We start from the raw sequence: 23,464 nt of genomic DNA, 5'->3' as shown, positions 1-23,464 counted from the left end.
CCGTCAGCCGACCGGGGTCAGCGGGCGGTCCGGCTCGCCCGCGGTGCGCAGCATGCCGCGCCGGGCTGCCCAGCGCTCGAAGACCAGGGTGGCGAACGGCGGCACGGCGCAGGCCAGCGCCACGAGGGTGGGCCAGGGCCGCCAGCGGTGCAGCCGGGCCATCGCGAGGACCAGCAGGCCGTACGCGACGAAGAGCGCGCCGTGGATCGGGCCGAAGATCTGCACGCCGATCTCGTTGCCCGGGGGGCCGTACTTGACGGCCATGCCGACGAGCAGGGCCAGCCAGGAGCAGGCCTCGGCGATCGCCGCCGCCACGAAGAGCCTGGTGATCTTTTCGCGCATCGTCACTCCCCCACCGGTTGCCGCACATGCTAGCCACCCCGCCGGCCGCGCCGACGGCACGACGGGCGGAGGCGACAGGGATCACGCGGGCCCGAGCTGGGTACGTACAAGAAGCTTCGGGTCTTCCCCGGCCCGCCCCGGGCGTGCGAGGTTAGGGGAACCAACGGTGACAGGGCGGTGACCATGGGCGAGGACGTCGGGGTGCGGACCTTCAGTCGTGAGGACCGGGCCCGCTATCGGGAGAAGGTGCGGCGGTGCCTGGACGTCTTCGCCGAGATGCTCCGGGAGTCCCGCTTCGACGTCGAACGGCCGATGACGGGGCTGGAGATCGAGCTGAATCTCGTCGACGACGACTCGATGCCGACCATGCGCAACGCCGACGTGCTCGCCGCCGTCGCCGACCCGAGCTTCCAGACGGAGCTGGGCCAGTTCAACGTCGAGATCAACGTCGCGCCGCGCCGGCTGGCCGGCACCGGCACGCACGAGTTCGAGGAGAGCGTACGGGCCAGCCTCAACGCCGCCGAGACCAAGGCGCGGGGCGTCGGGGCGCACATGGTGATGATCGGCATCCTGCCGACGCTGCGCCCGGAGCACCTGACCGCCGAGACGCTGTCGGCCAACCCGCGCTACGCGCTGCTCAACGAGCAGATCTTCGCCGCCCGCGGCGAGGACCTGCGGATCGCGATCAACGGCGTGGAACGGCTGGCGGTCACCGCCGACACCATCACGCCCGAGGCGGCCTGCACGAGCACCCAGTTCCACCTCCAGGTCAGCCCCGCCCAGTTCGCCGACTACTGGAACGCCGCGCAGGTGGTCGCCGGCATCCAGGTGGCCCTGGGCGCGAACTCGCCGCTGCTCTTCGGCCGGGAGCTGTGGCGGGAGACCCGCATCCCGCTGTTCCAGCAGGCCACCGACACCCGGCCGGAGGAGATCAAGGCCCAGGGCGTACGCCCGAGGGTGTGGTTCGGCGAACGGTGGATCACCACGGTGTTCGACCTGTTCGAGGAGAACGTGCGCTACTTCCCGGCGCTACTGCCCGTCTGCGACGCGGAGGACCCGGCCGAGGCCCTGGCGCGCGGGGACGTGCCGAAGCTCGCCGAGCTGCGACTGCACAACGGCACCGTCTACCGCTGGAACCGCCCCGTGTACGACGTGCTGAAGGGTCGCCCGCACCTGCGGGTGGAGAACCGGGTGCTGCCGGCCGGGCCGACGGTGCTCGACACCGTGGCCAACGGCGCCTTCTACTTCGGCCTCGTCCGGGCCCTCGCCGAGGCCGACCGGCCGCTGTGGTCGCAGATGTCGTTCAGCGCGGCCGAGGAGAACTTCAACGCCTGCGCCCGGCACGGCATCGACGCCCAGGTCTTCTGGCCCGGCCTGGGCTATCTCCCGGTCACCGAGCTGGTGCTGCGCCGGCTGCTGCCGCTGGCCCACCACGGGCTGGACCGGTGGGGCCTGGACCCGAGCGAGCGGGACCGGCTGCTCGGCATCATCGAGCAGCGCTGCCTGACCGGCCGCAACGGCGCGAGCTGGCAGGTGGAGACCCTGCATCGGCTGGAGTCCGCCGACCACCTCGACCGGCCGGAGGCACTGCGCGAGGTGGTGCGGCACTACGTGACGCTGATGCACAGCAACCGCCCGGTCCACGAGTGGCCCATCCCCTGACCGGTCGCCGCCGGGTAGTGGCCCGTCGGGTGGCCGTCCGCCGTCGGTGTCGTCCGGCCGGGCCGCCCGTCAGGACGGGCCCGGCGCCTCCCTGAGGTACGCCCCCGACACCTCCGAGCGCACCGTCCACCCGAGCGCCCGGTACAGGGCGCGTCCGTCGTCGGTGGCGACGAGGATCCCGGTGCGCATCCCGCGCCTCGCCGCGTGGTCGCCGAGCGCGCGCATGACCACGCTGCCCAACCCGCGCCGCCGGTGCGCGGGCTCGGTCTCGACCTGGTCGACGGTCCCGAACTCCCCCGCGCCGCCCAGCCGCCCCGAGGCCGCCCGGCGCCCGGACGCGTCGAGGACGGTCGCGACGATTACCCCGCCCTCGACGACGACCCGCATCGCGTACGGTGTGGGCGGCTCGACCGCACCCGGCGTCAGCGGTGCGCTCATGAGGTGTCCGGCGCGGTCCATCGTCCAGGCGTCGGACAGGGCGGCGCGCAGCCCTGCCCGATCCCCGCTGACCTTGATCCAGGTGCCCGGCGCGGTCAACTCCCGGCCGAGCCGTCCGAGCGACCCGGCATCGTAGGTATGCAGCACGTGGCGTACGCGATGGCCCGGCAGGCCCACGTCGACGCGGAAGCCGCCGGGGATCTCCACGGGGGCGGGAGTGCCCCGGGACACGGCCCAGCCGCTCCCCCAGGCCATCATCAGCTCGGCCACGGTGCACGGCGGACCGTCCACGGCCGCCCGGGTGAGCGCGTCCGGCATACGGACTCCTTTCGCGGCGACATCGTTCGTCCCACCTTATTGCAAGCTCTTGGCAACAAGACCGCCGCAGTCGACCTTGTCCCGCACCGCAGCCCACGCTGCCCCCCTCCGCCACGGCCAGGCCGCCCTCCTGCCAGCGCTGATCCTTGTCTCCGCGGGGTCACCGGGGCGCGTCGAGCGCCCTGTCGAGCTGATGTCGTAGACGACTCAAGCCAGACGGCGGGCACCGCCCCGCAGCCCTTCCCCGACGGCCCACCCGAACGGCTCCCGGCGTCCGCCGGTCGTCACCGCAGCGGGGCGGCCCTGGGGCACCGGCTGAATCGTCTACGACATCAGTTCGACAGGACCGACGGACACCACCCCACCCTCGGCCAGACCTGACCAACCGCGCCGGGGCACCCCTGCGCGGGGCTGGGCCAAGCCGGGTCGAGTCAAGCCGGGCCAAGCCAGGCCAAGCCAGGCAGGCCGGGCCGGGCCGCGCGGGGCTGGGCCGGGCCGGCTTGGCGCGGGCGGGAGGGCGGCGGCTGGGACCGTTCCGGAGTTGACCGGCGCCTTGACCGGGGCGAACGGCCGGGGAGATTGCGCACGATGGAAGAACCGGGCCGACGGCGGCCACCCCATGATGAAACGCGGACATCGACCGGCGCCGATCGGGTCCGGAGGGCCGCGCTGACGCTTACACATCGATCGATGGTCATCGACGCGGCCCGCAGGCGTCGGCGCGGCGCCCGGGTTTCCCTGCGCCGGCCCCTCCCTCCCCCACCACACGAGGAGCGCATGTGACGCAGACCCAGAGGTCCTCCCAGCCGCCCGCCGCGCCCGCCCGGCGCGGGCCTGGCACCACGCCGCTCGGCCCCGACGCCACGCGGAGCGGGACGTCCGCGTTCGTCAACGGGCACTTCCCCCGGCGGAGAGGGCTGATCATCCTCCTCAGCGTCCTCGGCGGGTTCCTGCTCACCGTCATCTGGTCGGCGGAGTTCGTGGACCGCACCATCGGCGACAACGTCGCCAACACGCTGCTCGGCCACGACGCCAAGGAGACGCCCATCCAGGGCATCGCGGCCGGCATCCTGTTCGCCTTCGTCTCCGGTATCGCGGGCACGTTCACCGCCTGCAACATCGCCGCGTTCGGCGCGCTGGCCCCGCTGACCGGCACGACGGGCAGCCGGTTCAGCCGGATCGTCGCGCCGCTGAAGCCGCTGGGCTGGATGTCGGTGGGCATGGTCGCCGTGTCCGCCGCCTACGGCGCGGTCGTCGGCCTGGTCGGCACCTCGATGCCGCAGTTCTCCACCGCGCCCAACGCCCCCGGCGGGTTGTCGCCGAGGAGCATCCAGTCCATGGTGGTCTTCGGCGCGATCGGGCTCATCATGATCTACCTCGGTCTGGCCGCGCTGGGCGTCGTGCCGGATCCGTTCGCCCGGATCGCCCGACGGTTCCCCAACGCCCCGATGGTCTTCATGGGCGCGCTGATCGCCGGTTTCCTGATCGGCCGGCCCTTCGCGTTGTTCCGGCAGATGTTCCGCGACGCCGCCGAGAGCGGCAACCCGCTCTACGGGGCGGCGGCGTTCACGCTGCAGTCCCTCGGCAACATCGTCATCATGGCGGTGCTGTTCCTGCTACTGGCCTGGCTCGCCGGCACCCGCCTGCAACGCTGGTTCAGCGCCCGGCCGAGCCGCCTGGCGGTGCTGACCGCGGTCGCGTTCATCGTCGCCGGCGCCTTCACGTTCCTCTACTGGGACGTGCGGCTGCTCGCCCGCCGCGAGATCATCCCCTGGTATCCGACGGCCCCCTGGGCCTGAGCCGGCGCTGACGAGTCCCGGGGACGGCGAGGCCCGCCGCCCCCGGGGTCGGGCCCCGGCGCTGCCCGCCCTCCCGCTCAGACCTTCAGGACGACCTTGCTGCACTCGTCCTGCTTCTTCTGGAAGATCTTGTATCCCTTGGCGGCGTCCTTCAGCGGCATCCGGTGGCTGATGATGAAGCTGGGGTCGATGTCCCCGCGCTGGATGCGCTCGAGCAGCGGACGCGTGTAGCGCTGGACGTGACACTGACCCGTACGCATGATCAGCGAGCGGTTCATGAACGCGCCCATCGGGAACTTGTCGACGAAGCCCCCGTACGCGCCGATCACCGAGACGACGCCGCCGCTGCGGCACGCGAGGATCGCCTGACGCAACGCGAACGGCCGCTCCGTCTCGACCCGGGCGGCCTGCTTGGCCCGGTCGTACGCGTACACGGCGGTGTTGCCGTGGTGCCCCTCCAGACCGACGGCGTCGATGCAGGCGTCCGGTCCCCGGCCGGCGGTCATCTCGTTGAGCGCGTCGAGCACGTCGGTGTCGTCGTAGTTGATGGTCTCCGCGCCGGCGTGCTCCTCGGCCAGCCGCAGCCGGTACGGGTACCGGTCGATGACGATCACCCGCTCCGCACCGAGCATCCGGGCACTGGCGGCGGCGAGCAGCCCCACCGGGCCGGCGCCCCACACGGCGATCACGTCGCCCGGCTTGATGTCGCACATCTCCGCGCCCATGTAGCCCGTGGGCAGGACGTCGGCGAGCATCACCGCCTGGTCGTCGGGCACCTCGTCGGGCACCTTGATCGGGCCGACGTCGGCGAACGGCACCCGGGCGTACTCGGCCTGGCCGCCGGCGTAGCCGCCGAGCAGGTGGGAGTAGCCGAAGATGCCGGCCGGCGAGTGACCCATGATCTTCTCGGCCACACCGGCGTTGGGGTTGGAGTTCTCGCAGACCGAGAAGAGGCCGCGCTGGCAGGAGGAGCAGTGGCCGCAGGCGATGGGGAACGGCACGACCACCCGGTCGCCGGGGCGCAGGTTGCGCACCTGCGGGCCGACCTCCACGATCTCCCCCATGAACTCGTGGCCGAGGATGTCGCCCTTGCGCATGGCGGGGATGTAGCCGTGGTAGAGGTGCAGGTCGGAGCCGCAGATCGCGGTCGAGGTGATCCGTACGATCGCGTCGCGGGCGTTCATGATGGTCGGGTCGGGCACGTCGACGACCTTGACGCTGTCCTTGCCCATCCAGGCGGTGGCCTTCATCGTTCGTCCTCTCGGGTCACGGGCGGTCAGCGGCGGGCGATGGGCAGCGGCTGGGCGGGGCGTTGCATGACCTGCTGGCGTACGGAGATGCCGTCGGGGCTGCCCTCGGAGCGGACCACCTCGCCGGTCTCCACCACCTGCTTGAACCGGCGCAGGTCGTCGCGGACCTGCTGCTCGGGCTCCTCGCCGAACAGCTTCGCCACCGCCCGACCCAGCGCGCCGGCCGGCGGGGCGTAGCGCAGCCGCACCCGGACCTCGGTCCCGCGGTCGCCCGGGGCGGGCACGAACCGCACCCGGCCGGCGTTGGGCACCCGGGTGCCGGGCAGCGAGCGCCAGGCGATCGACCGGTTGGGCTGATCGTCGACGATCTCCGCGTCCCACTCGACCGGGCGGCCGGCCGGTCCGCGCGCGGTCCAGTGCGAGCGGCGCAGGTCCTCGGCGCGTACGCATTCCAGGTGGGTCATGAACCGGGGCAGGTTCTCCAGGTCCCGCCAGAACCGGTACGCCTCGGCCGGGGAACGGTTGACGGTGACCGCGACCTCCATGTCGATCACCCGCCGGCGCGCGGCCTGGGCCCGCCCGGCGCGTACGGCGGCGAACAGGTCCACGGCGGCGATGCCGGCGATGGCGGCGGTGGTGAGGGCGACCCGCCGGCGTCGCTCGCCGCACCGGTCCGCCCAGGCCCGGCCGAGCATGGTGAGGTCCATGGCGTCGCCGGCCACCCGGGTCCACGTCCAGCCGACCGGCCGGCGGCCGGCGAGCAGGCCGGCCGCGTGGGCCAGCTCGCGGGCGCCCACGGCCGGGATGACCGTACGCGCCATGGGTGAGTCGTCCACACCGGTCAGCCGGGCCACCGCGCGCGGGGCCAGCAGCCCGCCCGCGCCGAGGGCGAGGCTGACCACGCCCAGCGCCCGGGGCAGCCCGGTGCCCCGGGCACGTCGGTTCCGCTGGTCCAGCATCATCGGATCGGTCTCGTCCACGTCGCACCACCGTCAGATCGTCCTGGCCCGCCCCGGGGTGGGCCCGGCGGCGGGAAGCCGTCACGCCTGACGCTATGCCCGGGAATCGCCCCACGAACCCCGAATCGGCCCACAACCCGACGCCCGCTACCCGCCCTGTTTCCGCCCCTCGGCCGGGGCCGCGCCGACGACCGCCTCGCGCACGCCGGGCACGGTCGCCGCCGGCACCGCTGCGGCGCGGGCGGGCACCGCCGTACCCGTCAGCGCGCGTCGGGCTCCGGCCGGCGGCGGTACGCCCGGTCCAGGATCGCGATCAGTTCCTCGGCGGCGCGGGCGCCGTCGAACCCGGGTCGAGCGAGCTGCTCGGCGACGATGGCGTCGATCGCGCCGTTGACCATGACGGCGAGCAGCTCGGCGTCAGTGTCCTCGCGGTAGTCCCCGGCCGAGCGCGCCGCCTCGATGAGGTCCACGACGCTCTGCCGCCGGCTGGGCGCGTCCGGCCCGTCGGTGATGCCGGTCTCCTCGGTGATGGCTTCGATGATCATGCGGGCGTGCTCGGGGTGCTCCCGCAGGTGGGCGACGAGCGAGCGGACGTACGCCTCCAGTGCGGCGGCCCCGCGGGCGCGCTCGACGGCCGCGCCGACGTCGGTGGTGAGGGCCTCGATCACCGCCGCGTACGCGGCCTGGACCACGGCGTCCTTGGAGGGGAAGTGGTAGAGCACCGCCGCCTTGGACAGGCCGGCCGCCTCGGCGATGCGCGCCAGCGAGGTGCCGGCGTAGCCGTGGCGGGCGACGAGGTCGGTGGTCACCCGGATGAGCTGGGCGCGACGGGCCTGCTCGGTGATGGTCAGCGGCCGGCGCGACCGGTCCTTGCGGGTGGCGGCGTCCGGCGTCATTCGGCGTCCCTCGAGTGTCGTGGCGGCCCTGCCCGGCCAGGGTAGCCGCGGCACGGAGAAGGGTAACCACCCGGTCGGATTTTCTACCGCATGGTAGAAAATCTGACCGAGCGGTAGAATCCTGGGGTGGACAGCGACGTCCACGACCACCACGGCAACGGAAGGTGGGCACCATGCGAGTACGCGTACCTCGGATCAGGCATCGCCGGCGTTGGATCGTCGGCGGCGGCGTCGCGCTCGTCACCACCCTGGCGGTGGCCGCGGGGGTCGCCCTGCACCACCCCGCGCCCGTCGGCTACTACGTCTCCGCGCGGGCGCAGGACCGCTTCCTACGCGCCTACGAACGGGCGATGGCCGATCTGCCCCAGCCGGACCGCACGCTCGACGTGCGGACCAGCTTCGGGGTGGTCCGGGTCTACCACTTCGCCGGCGCCGATTCCTCCCCCGCCGCTCCGCTGCTGCTGCTGCCGGGCCGGGCCGCGCCCTCCCCCGTGTGGGCCGACAACCTGCCCTCGCTGCTGCGCACGCGGAGCGTGTACACGGTGGACCTGCTCGGCGAGCCGGGCATGAGCGTCCAGCAGCGACCGATCGGCTCCGCCCGTGACCACGCGCAGTGGCTGCACGAGCTGCTGCGGGGCCTGCCCGACGAGCGGCTGCACCTGCTCGGCCTGTCCATCGGCGGCTGGACCGCGATGAACCTCGTGGCGCACCGGCCGGAGAAGGTCGCAAGCGTGGTCCTGCTGGATCCGGTCCTGGTCTTCACCGATCTGTCGCCGGCGGCGATCGTCCGCTCCATCCCGGCGAGCGTGCGCTGGTTCCCCCGGTCCTGGCGGGACGACTTCGCGAGTTGGACGGCGAACGGGGCGCCGGTCGAGGACGTCCCGGTCGCCGAGATGATCGAGGCCGGGATGCAGTCGTACGTGCTCAAGCTCTCCGCTCCCGAACGACTCACCGACGAACAGCTCGCCGGCGTGCGGGTGCCGGTCCTCACCCTGCTCGCCGGCAGGTCGCGGATGCACGACACCGCGGCCGGGGCGGCGCACGCCCGGCGCGTCCTGCCGCACGCCGTGGTGAAGGTCTACCCCGAAGCCTCGCACGCCATCAACGGCGAGCATCCGGAGCGGATCGCCGCCGACATCGCCGCGCACCTGGCACCCCTGCCCTGACGCGCGACCCGCCCGCCCGATTGGCCGCCGCTCCCGGTCCCGGATCGCGGCGCGAGCGCCGGACCCGCCCCCGATTGAGGGGTATGGCGATCGATCGATGGCTTGTAGCGTGGGTCCCTCCTCACCCCTAGGAGGGAAGTGATCATGCCCACGGTCACCGCTCGCGTCCTCGGCGCCCTCAGTGCGAGCGTGCTCAGCGCGACTCTCGGCGTCCTGGCGGTCGCCGCGCCGGCCCAGGCCGCGTCGCGCGACGGCACGTGCAACGCCGGCGAGTTCTGTTACTACTTCAACAGCGACCACGCGGGCTCGGTCTCCGACCACGCCGGCTCGCTGGCCGACTACGGCTCGACGCAGCCGGGCTGCTACGAGTTCAAGGGCGCCGGCAGCGGCAAGGGCCAGTGCATCAAGAACAACGCCGCCTCGGCGTGGAACCGCACCGGCAAGACCGTGCGCGTCTACTACAACACCGGCTACAACGGCTCGCACGCGTACCAGGACTTCGCGGCCGGGGCGAAGAAGAACCTCAACTCCACGCTGAAGAACAACAACGCCTCCCACCAGCTCATCTCCGCCGGGGGAAGCTACCCGGCCAGGGACGACTACCCGTACAAGGGGCAGACGTCGGGCATCGACCCGTGGAACTTCTACAAGGGGCAGTGCACCAGTTTCGTGGCCTGGGCGCTGCGCAGCCGCGTCGGCGTCGCCTTCCACAACCAGTACAAGGGCCAGGCGCGGTGGGGCAACGCCAAGGAGTGGGTGGCGGCCGCCGGACGCGCCGGCGTACCGGTGCACAACAGCCCGAGGGCCGGTGACGTCGCGGTGCGCCTGGGCGGCACCTACGGCCACGTCGCCTTCGTGACCAGGGTGAACGCGAACGGCACCTTCGAGATCGACGAGTACAATTACGTCTCTGCCGACAGGTACAGCCATCGGACGGTGTCCGTGGGAACCGCCAACAACCAGTTCTCGAAGTTCATCCGCTTCAAGTGACCCGCCGCCTCGGATCGCCGGTCACACCGTGCGCCGAGGACGCAGCACCCGCGCGCAGAGCCCCGGCCGCACGGCCGGGGCTCTGCCGATCACCTACCATTACGCCGGGGAGAGACCCTCCGCGAAGTCGTAGAGGCTCTTGATGTCGTCGTCGAAGTACGGCCCGTCGAATTGGCCGTTGCCCGGGTTGTCGCCGTGGCTCACGACGCTGTTGATGAATCCGAGACCATTCTGGTCGTTGTATTCCTGAAGCCAGGGACCGCCGCTGGAGCCGTAGGTCATGTTGCACCACATCCGGATCTGCTGGCCACCTGCGTGCCAGGTGCCGCTCTGGCAGTAGTACTGGCTCTCGCCGCCGCCGAGGTTGGACGGATAGCCCAGCGCGGTCATCAGCGAGATGTTGTAGCCCCAGTTCCAGCGCATGCCGTGGCCGCCCACCGTCTCGACGACCTTCAGGCCCCAGTTACCGCCGTTGTGCATGATGGCGATGGCCATGTCCTCGTCGTAGCTGCTGCTGTTGATCCACGCGGTGCGGGCCGTGAGCTGGTAGGCCACGAAGGTGCCGAACGGCCGCGCGCCGTCGCGGTAGCGCGGCACGAACTGCCAGTTGCTGTACCACTGGCCGCCGGCGCCCTGGTGCACGCAGTGCCCGGCGGTCATGACCAGTCGCGCCTTGCCGCTGGCGACCGCGCTGGCGGAGCAGGAGGCGCCGCCGCCGTTGGGGGTGGTGAAGTAGACCTTGCCGACGACCGCCGACTCGTTGAGCTGGATGCCGACGTCGGCACCGCTGGCGACGCTCGGCCGCACCGGCGCGACCGAGCCGGCCGGCCCGTCGGGCTTCGGCGCCCGGCTCAGCGACTCGGTGGCGTTCGCGGACTTCGCGATGTCCAGGTCGACGGCGCTCGCCATCCGCTGCGGCGTCCAGAACGCGGCGACCTCCTCGGCGATCTTCTCGTTGGTGATCGCGCGGCCGTCACTGGTGCGGGCGACGGTGGTGGTGTTGCCGTTCTTCTCGACCGCGGTGGGCTTCGCCTGGGCGACCGCCGGGACGGTCAGTACCAGCGCGAGCGCCAGGCTGGCCGATGCGGACCAGCGTAGGGTTGATCTCAACAGGTGCCCCCTTTTTCGGGTACTCCAACTAGGACCAGCGAAACCTATCGATCGAATTACTTTGATCGCAACGTAATGGAATGACAGGTAATTGACACTGGCTCCCCGGCGACCGGAAACGCCCACCGCCGGTGACAAACAAAGCGTGCCCACCCCGAACAGAAGCCTCGAAATTGACCTCGCAAATCCCATTGCCGCGAATCCGCGCTCTCGATTTGAGGGCGCGCTCTGCTGTCGACAGGTGGGAATTGCGATTGCCTACCGTCAGCCTCAGACGACTACGGTGGTGGCGCCAAGCGCACTATTCGTCGTCGGACGGGCAAGGATGTCTCAGTGAGCAACACCCCGCACCTCGGCCCCGCACCCCAACGCCTCACCGTCGACGCGGACCAGGTGCGTCGGCTCGTCGCTGACCAGTTCCCTCAGTGGGCCGGCCTCCCGGTTCGGCCCGTCGCCAACGGCGGCTGGGACAACTGGACCTTCCACCTCGGCACGCGGATGTCGGTGCGTCTGCCCAGCGCAGCCGAGTACGCCCTGGCGGTCGACAAGGAACACCGGTGGCTTCCACGCCTCGCCCCCCGGCTCCCGCTGCCCATCCCCACCCCGCTGGCGAGAGGCGGCCCCGGCGCGGGCTACCCCTACCCGTGGTCGGTGTACCCGTGGCTCGACGGCGAGCCGGCGAGCGCGGACAGCATCGCGGACCCGGTCCGGTTCGCGCTCGACCTGGCCGGGTTCCTGGCGGCCCTTCAGAGCGTCGACACCACCGACGGTCCCCGCCCCGGCAAGCACAACTGGTTCCGGGGTGGCACGCTGCGCACCTACGAGGGGGAAGCTCAGCGCGCGCTCACGGCACTCGACGGCCACGTCGACGTCGAGCTGGCCCGCGAGATCTGGCAGGGCGCATGCGACGCCCGCTGGGACGGTGTGGACAGCTGGTTCCACGGTGACGTCGCCCAGGGAAACCTCCTGCTCATCGATGGAGAGCTGGCGGCTGTCATCGATTTCGGCACGAGTGGCGTCGGCGATCCCGCCTGCGACCTGGCCATCGCGTGGACACTGCTGACCGCCGACGGTCGGCAGGCGTTCCGGGAGCGGTTGTCGGTCGACGAGGCGACATGGGCGCGGGGGCGCGGCTGGGCCCTCTGGAAGACGCTCGTCACCTGCGCCCACGCCCTGGGCGACGCCGACGCGCAGGCCGCGAGCGCGCTGCGCGTCCTCGGCGAGATCTTCTCCGATTACACGGCCGGCGCCACCACAGCCAAGCCGTGAGCAGCCACCACGCCCGGCTGGCCAGCACCGCCATCGTCGCGATCCCGGCCGGAGCACTAGGCTGGGTGTCCAGGTATCCGACTACGGCGGTCGCCTCGGAAGGTGGAAACGTGGACCTGGAGAGGACCCGGCTGTTCGGCGTCGGAGAGTCGTACTCGTTCGTCACGGGGACGGGCCAGCGAGGCGCCGTCATCGTGCACTTCGACGGCCGACGCGACATCGTGCTCTACGACCCCGCTGACCCCGAGACCGTCCAGCACACGTTGACGCTGGAGAGCACGGAGGCGCGGACGATCGCCGACCTGCTCGGCCTTCCGCTGGTCATGGACAACCTGACGGAGTTGGTCCCGCCGCTGGAGGGCGTCGAGACCGTCCGCATGCCGATCCCCGCCCGCTCGCCGTACCTCGGGCGCAACCTCGGTGACACGCGCGCGCGGACCCGCACCGGCGCGTCGATCGTCGCGGTGGTCCGCGACGGTCGCGTGATCCCGTCGCCGGGTCCCGACTTCACCCTCCAGTCCGGTGACTCGCTGGTGGCCGTCGGCGACGGCGCCAGCCTCGTCGCGATCCGCGAGCTCCTCACCAACGGCTGACCCGCCACCGCCGGCGGCACGCTGGTCGTTTGCCGCACGCCCCGGTGCCGGTCCGGTCAGCGGGTCACGCCGACCAGCGTCGCCAGGCGCGCCACGCCGGCCGGCGCCGGGTGGGCCCGGGCGACCTCCGCGACGACCGTACGCGCCAGCGGCCGGCACCGGACCTCGGCGGGCGCGACGGCATCGGCCTCGACCAGCGCCCGCCCGGCCCCGGACAGGTCGCCGACCTGGAGGTACGCCCGCGCCGCGTCCACCAGGCACGCGGCCCGGCACCCGGCCGGCAGTCGCTGCCACGCCGGTCCCCGTACCGCCTGCTCGTGCCGGCGCACCGCCTCCCCCGCGTCCCCCCGTTCGAGGGCCGCCACCACCCGGGCCGCCTCGACGGCGCCCGGCCCGAAGCCGGTCCGGTGCGGGTCGTCCCCGGCGACCCGCACGGCCAGCTCGGCGGCCCGCTCGACCAGTTCCTCGCTGCGGTGGGCGTCGCCGCAGCCGGCGGCGGCCAGCGCGGCCTGGAGCAGCAACGCCCCGTGTACCGCCTCCGACGCGGGCGCGGCGCGTCGGGCGGCGGCCAGCGTCGCCACCAGCGCCAGCCGGTCGCGGTCCAGCGCGCGCAACGCCTGACCGACCGACACGCCCGCCGCCCCCGCCAGCGCCGCATCGCCGCCCGCCACCCCCACCGCCCGGTCGGCGGCCAGCCACCCCAGGTCGGCCTCGCCGAGCTTCACCAGCACCGACGAGGTGATCCGGTACGCCTGCACCAGCAACCCCGGCTCCTGCGCCCGCACGCCCTGCGCGGCGTGCAGCAGCCTCGGCAGCAGCCGCACCACCTGGGCGTAGCGCGCGTGCTGGTAGGTCAGCCAGGCGTGCGCGACGTGCCGGCCCGTCTCCGCCACCGACGTCGTCGCGCGATGCTCGTCGTAGCGGGCGAGGGCGGCCCGGATGCCGTCGACCCCGTCCACCGGGCCGGTCCCGATCGGCGGCGGGCGGTGCTCGCCGAGCAGCACCAGCGGGTCGACCCGCAGCACCCGCGCGATCTCCTGGATCACCGGGTACCGGTCGAGCGGCCGTACGCCCCGCTCGGTCTTGTCCACCCAGCTCTTCGACCTGCCGAGCCGGTCGGCGAACATCTGCTGCGTCATCCGCCGCCGCGCCCGCCAGCGGGCGACGCGGCGACCGATCGGCTCGTCAGCGCTGGTCACGCCGCCACCGCCGGTCCGGCACCGCCCGGGTGGTCTCCTCCACCGGTACGCGCTCCGCCTCGGCCTGGTCCAGGAGGCGCTGCTTGGCCGCCTCCCGCTCCGCGGCGTCGACCTGCTCGCCCCGGCTCGCCGAACCGTCGACTCCCATCCGCACCTCCATCGATCGAGGGCGCGACGACGGATCGGAGTACCGCCATGTCGCCGTCACCCACGGTCATCGTGTGCTGGGCGGTGGGTGGCAGAGCAGGCGAAACGCGTCCGCTACGGCATCGCGGACAGGTCGAGCCGGTGGGCTGCCTCGGCCACCTCACTAGACAGTTGTCGGGAGGCAGCGGCAGTCGCGATGGCGTCGGCCGTCGCCAAGGTCTCACGGGCCGCCGCCGTGTCACCATCCTGCGCCTGCGCCACGGCGAGATGCACCAGGTTGCGACCGTGCCAGTCCGCTCCGCTTGCCTCCTGGTTAACCCCCGCGACACCGGCCGTCAGCAACGCCAGCGCCCGGTCGTTGGCGCGGCTGTCAGCCTCGCCGAGGTATCGCCAGACGATGCCCTCCTGCACGGTGAAAAACGACGGCGTGTACCAGTAGCCCCACGGGGACAGCGGTTCTTCCGCCGCTTGGGCCGAGACGTCCGACGCTTCCGACAGGCAAGCGAGCACTTCGGAGGTCCCAGCCCCGGCCATGGCGAGGCCCCTGGCCTCCTGCCCGGCGCAGTAAGCCCGCAGCGCCGCGTTCACGGCTTGGTCCCGCCGCGCGGCTCGGGAGGATCTGATCATCGCGGGCAGGTCGCTGCGCAGCTCCGCCTGGTGTCCCTGAAAAAACAGCACCGTCGCGACGAGATCGGTGTTGCCGGCCTCGGTCGCCCAGTCCAAGGCCCTCGCGTGCCACACCGTTGCCGCACGTTCCTCTCCCCGCGCGATGCTCAGCCAACCCGCGAACTGTGCCCACTGCGCCGCCATGTCGAGCACACTCGGCCGCACATCGTGCCGAGCGTCCCTGAGCAGACAGGCAACGGTGTCGAGGTGGGCGCGTACCGGGGCCATGATCGGCCCGGAACCGATGGCGTCCTCCAGCCGCCGGTAACCCGCGAGCAGACCGGCGAGCGCTCGCACCGCAGCGTGGTCGACCCGACGTGGATGCGTCGTCACATACGCCAGGCGCTCACCACCATCGGGCGCGTCAGCGACCAGCCCGGTCAGGGCGCCGTGTGCTTGAAGCGCGTTGTCGAGCCGGACAACCATGTCCACCGTGGGCTTCGTCCGTCCCACCTCCAGTTGGTGGATGAGGCTCTTGCCATAGTTCACACTGGCCGCGAGTTGCCGCAACGACATGCCTCGCGCCTCGCGGAGCCGTCGCAGCTCGGCTCCGAACCTTGGGTCGACGATCGTCCTTGCGCGTGGGGGCATTGCGGCTCTCCTACGTCACGTCAGCCTCGGCGGTCACTACAGCCGGCGACCCTGCGGTCATCGACCGTACTCCTACCCGGCGATCGGAGGCACCGTGACCAACCGCCCCACACCAAGTTGGCACAGCTTCATGAGCCGCACTGCCGCCGAACGGGTCCGGCACCAACAAGTCACGGTCGCCCGCCGAACGCGCACGCGTGGACCTCGATCCCGGCGTACCGGTCCGGGGTCAGCAGGGCCAGGAGCCGGCCCGGTCGCGGTGGTAGCAGAAGAACTCCATACCGCAGATCCTGACGCCGGTGCCGGTGCCCGAGGCAGGTGGGTACCCCTCCCGCGTGTGGCGCCCGAGCTGTCACCCCCCGGTCGTACGCTCGCCGGCATGACGACGATGGAGACCCACACACTCGCCGTGCCCGGCGTCGACCTTGTCTACGATGTACGCGAACCCCAGTCGGCCACCGGCGAGCACCGGACGCTGCTCATGATCGGCCAGCCGATGACGGCGGAGGGCTTCGGCGCGCTCGCGGCCCACTTCACCGACCGGATGGTCGTCACCTACGACCCGCGCGGGCTGGGCCGCAGCGTCCGCAGCGACGGTCGGACGGACCACACGCCGCAGCAGCAGGCGGCCGACCTGCACCTGCTGATCGAGGCGCTCGGCGCGGCTCCGGTCGACGTGTTCGCCAGCAGCGGCGGGGCGGTGACCGCGCTGGAGCTGGTCGCGTCCCACCCCGGCGACGTCGGCACGCTGGTGGCGCACGAGCCGCCGATCAACTCCGTGCTTCCCGACGCGGCGGCGGCCGAGCGGGCGCGGGCGGCCTTCCACGAGGCGTACCAGACGAAGGGCGGCGGCGCGGGCATGGCCGCCTTCATGGCGATGGTCTCCTGGCAGGGCGAGTTCACCGACGCCTACTTCGCCCAGCCCGCGCCCGAACCGGCGGCGTTCGGTATGCCGAGCGAGGACGACGGCTCCCGCGACGATCCGCTGCTGTCGAAGGCTTCCTGGGCGATCAGCGACTACCGGCCCGACGCGGCGGCGCTCACGGCGGCGCCGACCCGGATCGTGATCGCGGTCGGCGAGGAGACGGCGGGGACCTACACGGCGCGTACGGCCGTCGCCACCGCGGAGCTGCTCGGCCAGGAGGCCGTGGTGTTCCCGAGCCACCACGGCGGCTTCCTCGGCGGCGAGTTCGGCTACGCGGGCAAGCCCGCCGAGTTCGCTGCCAAGCTGCGTGAGGTGCTGGACGCCGGCTGACCAGCGCCGGCGGTGGGCAGGCCGATCGCCGCCGGCAGCGGCACCACTGCCGGCGGTGAAGCGACGTCGAGCGCCGCTCAGAGCGCCACGATGGCCGCCGTCTCCGCCGGCAGCTCGATGCGGTCGCGCATCACGGTGACCCCCTCGCCGGTGGCGAGCAGCACGCGGCGCGCCACCCCCGGCAGCGTGATCCGCTGCGGCTTGGCGGCCAGGTTCGCCGCCACCAGCGTCTCGCCCCGGCGCATCACCAGGAACTGGTCGCCGGGGCGGACGTCGACCCGGTCCAGCCGAGGATCGGTCAGGTCGGCCCGGCTCTTGCGCAGCGCGATGAGCCGCTTGTGGAACTCGTACATCTCGCGGTGTTCGGGTTTGTCCAGCTCGGCCCAGTCGAGCCGGGAGCGGACGAAGGTCTGCGGGTCCTGCGGGTCCGGCACGTCGCCCTCCGGCCAGCCGTGGGCGGCGAACTCCCGCTTGCGGCCGGTGGCGACGGCGGTCGCCAGCTCCGGCTCGGGGTGGCTGGTGAAGAACTGCCACGGGGTGCTGGCCGCCCACTCCTCCCCCATGAAGAGCATCGGGGTGAACGGGGCGGTGAACAGCAGCGTCGCGCCGACGCGCAGCAGCCCCGGGGAGAGGGTGGCGGAGATCCGGTCGCCGGTGGCCCGGTTGCCGATCTGGTCGTGGTTCTGCAGGTACGCGACGAACCGGTGGCCCGGCGTGCGCTGCCGGTCGACGGGCCGCCCGTGGTGGCGGTTGCGGAAGCTGGACCAGGTGCCGGCGTGGAAGAACCCGCCGGTCAGCACGTCGGTGAGGCATTCGAGGGAGCCGAAGTCGCCGTAGTAGCCCTGCCGCTCGCCGGTGAGCAGGGTGTGCAGGGCGTGGTGGGCGTCGTCGTTCCACTGGGCGTGCAGGCCGAAGCCGCCGGCCTCGCGCGGTGTGATCAGGGTGGGGTCGTTGAGGTCGGACTCGGCGATCAGCGACAGCGGCCGGCCCAGGTGGGTGGAGAGCGCCTCGACCTCGATCGCCACCTCCTCCAGCCATCCGGTGGCGCGGGAGTCGGGCATGGCGTGCACGGCGTCGAGCCGCAGGCCGTCGACGTGGTAGTCGCGCAGCCACATCAGGATGCTGTCGACGATGTAGCGGCGTACGCCGTCGGAGTGCGGGCCGTCGAGGTTGACGGTGCGGCCCCAGGTGTTGCTCTGCTCGGTGAGGTACGGCGCGAACATCGGCGCGTAGGCCCCGGAGGGCCCGAAATGGTTGTAGACGACGTCGAGGATCACCCCCAGGCCCTTGGCGTGGGCGGCGTCGACCAGTCGTTTCAGGCCGTCCGGCCCGCCGTAGGGCTGGTGCGGGGCATACCAGCAGACCCCGTCGTAGCCCCAGTTGTGCTCGCCGTTGAAGGCGTTGACCGGCAGCAGCTCGATCATGTCGACGCCGAGGTCGACGAGGTGGTCGAGGCGGCCGATGGCGGCGTCGAAGGTGCCCTCGGGGGTGAACGTGCCGACATGCAGCTCGTAGAGGACGGCGCCGGGCAGCTGCCGGCCGGTCCAGGCCTGGTCGGTCCACTCGAACGCCGCGTGGTCGTAGCGGCGGCTCGGCCCGTGCACGCCGTGCGGCTGCCAGGGCGAGCGGGGGTCGGGCAGCGCCCGCTCGTCGTCGTCGAGCAGGAAGGCGTAGTCGGTGCCGGGGCCGGCGGCGGGCACCTCGACCCGCCACCAGCCGTCGGAGCCGGCGCGCATCTCGTGGTCGGCCGCGCCCGGCAGGCGCAGCCGGACGCGGGCGGCCTGCGGCGCCCACACCGTGAACTCGGTCATGACGAAGCCTCCACGGACTCGGCGGTGGGAGCCAGCAGCGCGACGGGATAGGTGGCCAGCAGGTCGGCCAGCAGGGTCTGCCCGCCACTGTAGGACCGGCCCGTGAACAGGTCGGTCACCTCGTGAACGGGAAGTGACAGGGTGGTGTCGCCCCAGCCGCCGGCGCGGGCCAGCCCGAGCGGCAGCCGGGTGGCGACCGCGACCGCGCCGCCCCGGTCGAAGGCCAGCGCGTGCCGCCCGGCACGCCCGTGCGCGGGCACCGGCCGGTAGCCGGTGAACAGCTCCGGGCGGTCGCGACGCAGCCGCAGGGTCCGCGACACCACGAGCAGCTTCGCCGCGCCGTCCGCGTCCACCGGCGGAGGCGGGCCGGCGTCGAGGCGGGCCAGCAGCTCCCGGCGTACGGCGAAGTCGACCGGGCGGCGGTTGTCGGGGTCGACCAGCGAGTTGTCCCACAGCTCGGTGCCCTGGTAGGTGTCGGGCACGCCGGGCATGGCGAGCTGCACGAGCTTCTGCCCGAGCGAGTTCGACCAGCCGGCGGGGGCGATCTCGTCGGCGAAGGCGGTCAGCTCGGCGTGCAGCTGCCGGTCGTCGTACATCGCGTCGACCACGTCGTGCATGGCCCGCTCGAAGACCGGGTCGGGGTCGGCCCAGCTCGTGGCGGCCGACGCCTCGCGGGCGGCCTTCTCGACGTACGCGTGCAGCCGCTCCCGCTCGATCGGCCAGGCGCCCACGGCGGTCTGCCAGAGCAGGTGCGCGAAGGCGGGGTCGGGCAGCGGCGCGCGGGCCGTCCACCGGCCCACGAGGTCGGCCCAGCGCCCGGGCAGCTCGCTGAGTACGGCGAGGCGGGCCCGGACGTCCTCGGAGCGCTTGGTGTCGTGGGTGGAGAGGGTGGTCATGCTCGCCGGCCAGCGCACCTGCCGGGCGGCGGCGAAGCGGTGGAACTCGGCCGGCGGCACGCCGAAGTGCGCGGGGCTGCCGCCGACCTCGTTGAGCGCGACGAAGCGGCTCCACCGGTAGAAGGCGGTGTCCTCCACCCCCTTGGCCATGACCGCGCCGGTGAACTGCGGGAAGCGCTTCGCCAGTTCGTCGTCGGGGTCGCGCAGCCGGCGGGTGAGCGCGTCCAGCGCGGCGGTCAGGTCGGGGCGGCGGCGGCCGGCCTCGGCGCGGGCGGCGGCCAGGTGCCGGGCACCGTGCGGCGGGTAGCCCCGGTAGACGGCGAAGGCGGCGGCCAGCTCGGCCAGCCCCGCCCGGGCCGCGTCGCGCTCGACGTCACCGGCGAGCGCGGCGAGGCGGTTCAGCTCGGTCGCCAGCAGCCGGGTGGCGGCGGCGAGCTTGGTGTCGTGGGTGAGGTCCTGCCAGGAGGTGTGCCGCCCGACGAGGTGGGTGTCGAGGGCGGTGAAGTCGCCCTGGGCGTCGGGGTCGACGAAGAGCCCGCAGACGGCGGCGAGGGCGTCGTAGCCGGTGGTGCCGTCCACCGGCCAGTCCGGCAGCTCCTCGCCGTACTCCAGGATCTTCTCCACCACCAGCCACGCGTCGGGCGCGGCGGCGCGCAGCCGGGCCAGGTAGGCGGCCGGGTCGCGCAGCCCGTCCGGGTGGTCGACGCGGATGCCGTCGACCTCGCCGGCCGCCGCCCACCGCAGCACCAGCTCGTGGGTGGCGGCGAAGACCTCCGGGTCCTCCACCCGCAGGCCGGCCAGGTCCGAGACGGCGAAGAACCGGCGGTACGTCAGCTCGGCGTCGCCGCGCCGCCAGGAGACCAGCTCGTAGTGCTGCCGGTCGTGCACCTGCCGGGGGTCGCCGTCGCCGGTGCCGTCGGCGATCGGGAAGCGGTGCTCGTGGTAGCGCAGTTCCCCGTCGGCGACCTTGAGATCGTCGAGGGCGTCCGGGGAGTCGGCGAGCACCGGCAGCAGCAGCCGGCCCCGGTCCCAGTCGACGTCGAACCAGCCCGCGTACGCCGAGTCGCGGCCCCGGCGCAGCACGTCCCACCAGGCGGGGTTCGCGGCGGGCACGGCCACCCCCGCGTGGTTGGGCACGATGTCCGCGACCAGGCCGAGACCGGCGGCGCGCAGCGCGCGCAGCAGCCGCTGCCGGGCCGCCTCGCCGCCCAGCTCCGGGTTGACGGCGCGGTGGTCGACCACGTCGTAGCCGTGCGCGGAGCCGGGGGTGGCGGTGAGCAGGGGCGCGCTGTAGAGGTGGGTGACGCCGAGGCCGGCCAGGTAGTCGGCCAGCTCGGCGGTGGCGTCCAGGTCGAACCCGGGGCGCACCTGCACCCGGTAGGTGGCGCCCACGCGGGGCGCGTCGGGTCGAGGGGTGCTCGACATGTCAGGCCGTCCTCTCCAGCACCACCACGCAGCGGTCGGGTACGCAGAGGCTGCCCCCCGCCTCGACCACCGTGGTCTTCTCCGGTTCCGGTTCCGCGGTGCTGATCACCATCTCCCAGCGCTGCCCGAACTCGGGGCCGGGGACGGTGAAGTCCAGCGGCGCGTCGTGGGCGTTGAAGCAGAGCAGGAAGGAGGCGTCCACGTGCCGCTGGCCGTACGGGCCGCGCTCGCGGATGCCCTCGCCGTTGACGAAAAGCGCGACGGAGCGGCCGAAGTCGTTGCCCCAGTCCTCGCCGGTCATCTCCCGCCCGTCGGGGGTGTACCAGGCCAGGTCCGGCAGGGGCTCGTCGACCAGCCGGGAGCGCACCGGCAGGCCGGTGAAGAAGCGCCGCCGGCGGAACACCTGGTGGCGGCGGCGGAAGTCGACCAGCTTGCGGGTGAACTCCAGCAGCTCGGTGTCGGCGTCGTCCCAGTCGATCCAGGCCAGCTCGCTGTCCTGGCAGTAGGCGTTGTTGTTGCCGCGCTGGGTGCGGCCCAGCTCGTCGCCGTGGCCGATCATCGGCACGCCCTGCGACAGCACCAGGGTGGCCAGGAAGTTGCGCCGCTGCCGGGCCCGCAGGGCGCGTACGGCCTCGTCGTCGGTGTCGCCCTCGACGCCGCAGTTCCAGGACCGGTTGTGGCTCTCGCCGTCGCGGTTGTCCTCGCCGTTGGCCTCGTTGTGCTTGTCGTTGTACGACACCAGGTCGCGCAGCGTGAACCCGTCGTGGCAGGTGACGAAGTTGATGCTGTGGAAGGGGCGGCGCCCGTCGTCCTGGTAGAGGTCGGCGGAGCCGGAGATGCGGGAGGCGAACTCGGCCAGGGTGGCCGGCTCGCCGCGCCAGAAGTCGCGCACGGTGTCGCGGTACTTGCCGTTCCACTCGGTCCACACCGGCGGGAAGTTGCCCACCTGGTAGCCGCCCGGGCCGACGTCCCACGGCTCGGCGATCAGCTTGACCTGGCTGACCACGGGGTCCTGCTGCACCACCTCGAAGAAGGTGGAGAGGCGGTCGACCTCGTAGAACTCGCGGGCCAGGGTGGCGGCGAGGTCGAAGCGGAACCCGTCGACGTGCATCTCGGTCACCCAGTAGCGCAACGAATCCATGATCAGTTGCAGCGAGTGCGGGCTGCGCACGTTGAGGCTGTTGCCGGTGCCGGTGTAGTCGACGTAGTAGCGGCGGTCGTCCTCGCTGAGCCGGTAGTAGCTGGCGTTGTCGACGCCCTTGAAGCTCAGCGTCGGGCCGAGGTGGTTGCCCTCGGCGGTGTGGTTGTAGACCACGTCGAGGATGACCTCGATGCCGGCGGCGTGCAGCGCCTTGACCATGCCGCGGAACTCCTGCACCTGCTGGCCGAGGTGCCCGAGCGCCGAGTAGCCGTGGTGCGGGGCGAAGAAGCCGATGGTGTTGTAGCCCCAGTAGTTGCGCAGCCCCAGGTCGGTCAGCCGGTGGTCGTGCACGAACTGGTGCACCGGCATCAGCTCGACGGCGGTCACGCCGAGCTTCGTCAGGTATTCGATCATCGGCGGCGAGGCGAGGCCCGCGTACGTGCCGCGCAGCTCCTCGGGGATGTCCGGGTGGCGCATCGTCAGGCCGCGCACGTGCGCCTCGTAGATCACCGAGTGGTGGTAGGGGATGCGCGGCGGCGAGTCGTTGCCCCAGTCGAAGTACGGGTTCACCACCACCGACTTCGGCATGAACGGCGCCGAGTCGGTCGTGTTCATCCGCTCCGGGTCGCCGTGCTCGTAGTCGTAGACGGCCGGGTCCCACCGCACGTCGCCGTCGACCGCCTTGGCGTACGGGTCGAGCAGCAGCTTGGCCGGGTTGCAGCGCAGCCCGTTCGCCGGGTCGTACGGGCCGTGCACCCGGTAGCCGTAGCGCTGCCCCGGCTCGATGCCGGGGATGTACGCGTGCCAGACGTACGCGTCGACCTCGCGCAGCTCGACGCGCCGCTCCGCCCCGGTGTCCCACTCGTCGAACAGGCACAGCTCGACCCGCTCGGCCACCTCGGAGAAGATGGCGAAGTTGGTGCCCATCCCGTCGTAGGTGGCCCCGAGGGGGTACCGCTCACCCGGCCAGACCTGCATGTCGCTCCTTCGCGAGATCATGAGCGCGCACCGCACCATGAGCGCACCACACGGCGGGGGCCGGCGGCGCGTGCGCGGGTATTGCCCCGCACGTTCCGCCGCCAATCCACCCGATCGGTCGATGACCGGAATCCACCCGACTGACCCGACCCGGGACTTTCAGGTGTCCTCCGTCACCTTGGCCCCTTTCGAGATGCGGGATCGGCCCGGATGCCTTTTGCTTGTCGCGGGGCGCGCCCGCGCGTCTCCCGTCGGCCCTTCGGCCATCCCCACCACTGTTTCGCCGCCACCGCCGTCGGCGCGTTCCACCATGCATGGACGGAGATTGATGTGACGACCCTGCGGGTCGAGCAGCCCACCACCACCCCGGGTCGGGTCCACCGGCCCACCCTCACCTCCCGGCCCCAGATCCCGACGGCGGCCGGACCGGGCACGCCCCCGCAGACGCGCCGCATCCTCATGCTCTCCTGGGAGTACCCGCCGGTCCTGGTCGGCGGGCTCGGCCGGCACGTGCACGCCCTGTCGGTCGCCCTGGCCGCCGCCGGGCACGAGGTCACCGTCGT

20 protein-coding genes are annotated in these 23,464 nt (G+C 72.6%); 8 read left to right on the top strand and 12 right to left on the bottom strand.

Annotated elements, in window-relative coordinates; genetic code table 11:
- Positions 1-3: 3 nt before the first annotated feature.
- Positions 4-342, bottom strand: coding sequence for a DUF3817 domain-containing protein (locus AC5L34_RS16600; RefSeq protein WP_089000664.1), 339 nt, complete (start codon positions 340-342; stop codon positions 4-6).
- A 183-nt stretch (positions 343-525) separates the two neighbouring features.
- Here AC5L34_RS16600 and AC5L34_RS16595 point away from each other — a divergent pair, with 183 nt between their 5' ends.
- On the top strand, positions 526-2,004 hold the full coding sequence (locus AC5L34_RS16595) for a glutamate-cysteine ligase family protein (protein WP_441177500.1): 1,479 nt from the start codon (positions 526-528) through the stop codon (positions 2,002-2,004).
- Positions 2,005-2,073: 69 nt separating this feature from the next.
- On the opposite strand, the gene AC5L34_RS16590 is transcribed toward AC5L34_RS16595, so the two are convergent.
- Positions 2,074-2,760 carry a GNAT family N-acetyltransferase gene (locus AC5L34_RS16590; RefSeq protein WP_494825792.1) on the bottom strand — a complete coding sequence of 229 codons (687 nt, stop codon included), beginning with the start codon at positions 2,758-2,760 and terminating at the stop codon, positions 2,074-2,076.
- Positions 2,761-3,539: 779 nt separating this feature from the next.
- Between AC5L34_RS16590 and AC5L34_RS16585 the strand changes: the two genes are divergently transcribed.
- Positions 3,540-4,559 (top strand): hypothetical protein, encoded by a 1,020-nt coding sequence (locus AC5L34_RS16585; RefSeq protein WP_494825790.1) that lies wholly within the window; start codon positions 3,540-3,542, stop codon positions 4,557-4,559.
- A 77-nt stretch (positions 4,560-4,636) separates the two neighbouring features.
- Here the strand turns inward: AC5L34_RS16585 and AC5L34_RS16580 are convergent, their stop codons facing one another.
- From AC5L34_RS16580 to AC5L34_RS16570, 3 genes are all read right to left on the bottom strand, one after another.
- Entirely contained in the window at positions 4,637-5,809 is a 1,173-nt protein-coding gene (locus AC5L34_RS16580; RefSeq protein WP_089000665.1) for a zinc-dependent alcohol dehydrogenase, read from the bottom strand.
- 26 nt (positions 5,810-5,835) lie between these two features.
- A complete protein-coding gene (locus AC5L34_RS16575) occupies positions 5,836-6,789 on the bottom strand; it encodes an SRPBCC family protein (RefSeq protein WP_441178238.1) in 954 nt (317 codons plus the stop codon).
- 239 nt (positions 6,790-7,028) lie between these two features.
- Positions 7,029-7,664, bottom strand: coding sequence for a TetR/AcrR family transcriptional regulator (locus tag AC5L34_RS16570; protein ID WP_441178237.1), 636 nt, complete (start codon positions 7,662-7,664; stop codon positions 7,029-7,031).
- Between the two features lie 173 nt (positions 7,665-7,837).
- Between AC5L34_RS16570 and AC5L34_RS16565 the strand changes: the two genes are divergently transcribed.
- Positions 7,838-8,830: an alpha/beta fold hydrolase gene (locus tag AC5L34_RS16565; protein ID WP_441178236.1), complete on the top strand. Its 993-nt coding sequence runs from the start codon at positions 7,838-7,840 to the stop codon at positions 8,828-8,830.
- Between the two features lie 144 nt (positions 8,831-8,974).
- Positions 8,975-9,820, top strand: coding sequence for a CHAP domain-containing protein (locus AC5L34_RS16560; RefSeq protein ID WP_494825787.1), 846 nt, complete (start codon positions 8,975-8,977; stop codon positions 9,818-9,820).
- A 99-nt stretch (positions 9,821-9,919) separates the two neighbouring features.
- Here AC5L34_RS16560 and AC5L34_RS16555 read toward each other — a convergent pair whose 3' ends face one another.
- The gene (locus AC5L34_RS16555; RefSeq protein ID WP_441178240.1) at positions 9,920-10,933 is read right to left on the bottom strand and encodes a trypsin-like serine peptidase; all 1,014 of its coding nucleotides are present in this window, start codon (positions 10,931-10,933) and stop codon (positions 9,920-9,922) included.
- Positions 10,934-11,263: 330 nt separating this feature from the next.
- Between AC5L34_RS16555 and AC5L34_RS16550 the strand changes: the two genes are divergently transcribed.
- Together AC5L34_RS16550 and AC5L34_RS16545 are read left to right on the top strand one after the other, a co-directional pair.
- On the top strand, positions 11,264-12,199 hold the full coding sequence (locus AC5L34_RS16550; RefSeq protein ID WP_494825785.1) for an aminoglycoside phosphotransferase family protein: 936 nt from the start codon (positions 11,264-11,266) through the stop codon (positions 12,197-12,199).
- Positions 12,200-12,309: 110 nt separating this feature from the next.
- Positions 12,310-12,792 carry a cation:proton antiporter regulatory subunit gene (locus AC5L34_RS16545; protein ID WP_494825783.1) on the top strand — a complete coding sequence of 161 codons (483 nt, stop codon included), beginning with the start codon at positions 12,310-12,312 and terminating at the stop codon, positions 12,790-12,792.
- 56 nt (positions 12,793-12,848) lie between these two features.
- Here AC5L34_RS16545 and AC5L34_RS16540 read toward each other — a convergent pair whose 3' ends face one another.
- The 3 genes from AC5L34_RS16540 to AC5L34_RS16530 all read right to left on the bottom strand — a co-directional run bounded on the left by AC5L34_RS16540 (position 12,849) and on the right by AC5L34_RS16530 (position 15,395).
- Entirely contained in the window at positions 12,849-13,991 is a 1,143-nt protein-coding gene (locus AC5L34_RS16540; protein ID WP_441178232.1) for a helix-turn-helix domain-containing protein, read from the bottom strand.
- A complete protein-coding gene (locus tag AC5L34_RS16535; protein ID WP_441178231.1) occupies positions 13,978-14,139 on the bottom strand; it encodes a hypothetical protein in 162 nt (53 codons plus the stop codon). The genes AC5L34_RS16540 and AC5L34_RS16535 overlap by 14 nt, the downstream gene beginning before the upstream one ends.
- A 113-nt stretch (positions 14,140-14,252) precedes the next feature.
- Entirely contained in the window at positions 14,253-15,395 is a 1,143-nt protein-coding gene (locus AC5L34_RS16530; protein WP_494825781.1) for a helix-turn-helix domain-containing protein, read from the bottom strand.
- A 379-nt stretch (positions 15,396-15,774) separates the two neighbouring features.
- Here AC5L34_RS16530 and AC5L34_RS16525 point away from each other — a divergent pair, with 379 nt between their 5' ends.
- On the top strand, positions 15,775-16,650 hold the full coding sequence (locus AC5L34_RS16525) for an alpha/beta fold hydrolase (RefSeq protein ID WP_494825779.1): 876 nt from the start codon (positions 15,775-15,777) through the stop codon (positions 16,648-16,650).
- 77 nt (positions 16,651-16,727) lie between these two features.
- Here AC5L34_RS16525 and treZ read toward each other — a convergent pair whose 3' ends face one another.
- The 3 genes from treZ to glgX are packed head-to-tail and all read right to left on the bottom strand — an operon-like array spanning position 16,728 to position 22,901.
- On the bottom strand, positions 16,728-18,461 hold the full coding sequence (gene treZ, locus AC5L34_RS16520; protein ID WP_441178228.1) for a malto-oligosyltrehalose trehalohydrolase: 1,734 nt from the start codon (positions 18,459-18,461) through the stop codon (positions 16,728-16,730).
- Entirely contained in the window at positions 18,458-20,782 is a 2,325-nt protein-coding gene (gene treY / locus AC5L34_RS16515) for a malto-oligosyltrehalose synthase (protein ID WP_494825777.1), read from the bottom strand. The genes treZ and treY overlap by 4 nt, the downstream gene beginning before the upstream one ends.
- A 1-nt stretch (position 20,783) precedes the next feature.
- On the bottom strand, positions 20,784-22,901 hold the full coding sequence (glgX, locus tag AC5L34_RS16510) for a glycogen debranching protein GlgX (RefSeq protein WP_441178226.1): 2,118 nt from the start codon (positions 22,899-22,901) through the stop codon (positions 20,784-20,786).
- A 330-nt stretch (positions 22,902-23,231) separates the two neighbouring features.
- On the opposite strand from glgX, the gene AC5L34_RS16505 reads away from it, so the two are divergent.
- A partial coding sequence (locus AC5L34_RS16505; protein ID WP_494825775.1) for a glycogen/starch synthase occupies positions 23,232-23,464 on the top strand: 233 nt, incomplete at its 3' end.

The sequence above is a fragment of the Micromonospora sp. ZG13 genome (assembly GCF_059359355.1).
Note: the sequence above shows the minus strand (reverse complement) of the source record. Positions and strands in the feature narration are given on the sequence as shown.

What these genes read in the sequence shown, in the direction of transcription:
- AC5L34_RS16600 (WP_089000664.1), bottom strand. Translation starts at nt 342, where the DNA reads ATGCGCGAAAAGATCACCAGGCTCTTCGTGGCGGCGGCGATCGCCGAG.
- AC5L34_RS16595 (WP_441177500.1), top strand. Translation starts at nt 526, where the DNA reads ATGGGCGAGGACGTCGGGGTGCGGACCTTCAGTCGTGAGGACCGGGCC.
- AC5L34_RS16590 (WP_494825792.1), bottom strand. Translation starts at nt 2,760, where the DNA reads ATGCCGGACGCGCTCACCCGGGCGGCCGTGGACGGTCCGCCGTGCACC.
- AC5L34_RS16580 (WP_089000665.1), bottom strand. Translation starts at nt 5,809, where the DNA reads ATGAAGGCCACCGCCTGGATGGGCAAGGACAGCGTCAAGGTCGTCGAC.
- AC5L34_RS16570 (WP_441178237.1), bottom strand. Translation starts at nt 7,664, where the DNA reads ATGACGCCGGACGCCGCCACCCGCAAGGACCGGTCGCGCCGGCCGCTG.
- AC5L34_RS16565 (WP_441178236.1), top strand. Translation starts at nt 7,838, where the DNA reads ATGCGAGTACGCGTACCTCGGATCAGGCATCGCCGGCGTTGGATCGTC.
- AC5L34_RS16560 (WP_494825787.1), top strand. Translation starts at nt 8,975, where the DNA reads ATGCCCACGGTCACCGCTCGCGTCCTCGGCGCCCTCAGTGCGAGCGTG.
- AC5L34_RS16535 (WP_441178231.1), bottom strand. Translation starts at nt 14,139, where the DNA reads ATGGGAGTCGACGGTTCGGCGAGCCGGGGCGAGCAGGTCGACGCCGCG.
- AC5L34_RS16530 (WP_494825781.1), bottom strand. Translation starts at nt 15,395, where the DNA reads ATGCCCCCACGCGCAAGGACGATCGTCGACCCAAGGTTCGGAGCCGAG.
- AC5L34_RS16525 (WP_494825779.1), top strand. Translation starts at nt 15,775, where the DNA reads ATGACGACGATGGAGACCCACACACTCGCCGTGCCCGGCGTCGACCTT.
- treZ (WP_441178228.1), bottom strand. Translation starts at nt 18,461, where the DNA reads ATGACCGAGTTCACGGTGTGGGCGCCGCAGGCCGCCCGCGTCCGGCTG.
- treY (WP_494825777.1), bottom strand. Translation starts at nt 20,782, where the DNA reads ATGTCGAGCACCCCTCGACCCGACGCGCCCCGCGTGGGCGCCACCTAC.
- glgX (WP_441178226.1), bottom strand. Translation starts at nt 22,901, where the DNA reads ATGCAGGTCTGGCCGGGTGAGCGGTACCCCCTCGGGGCCACCTACGAC.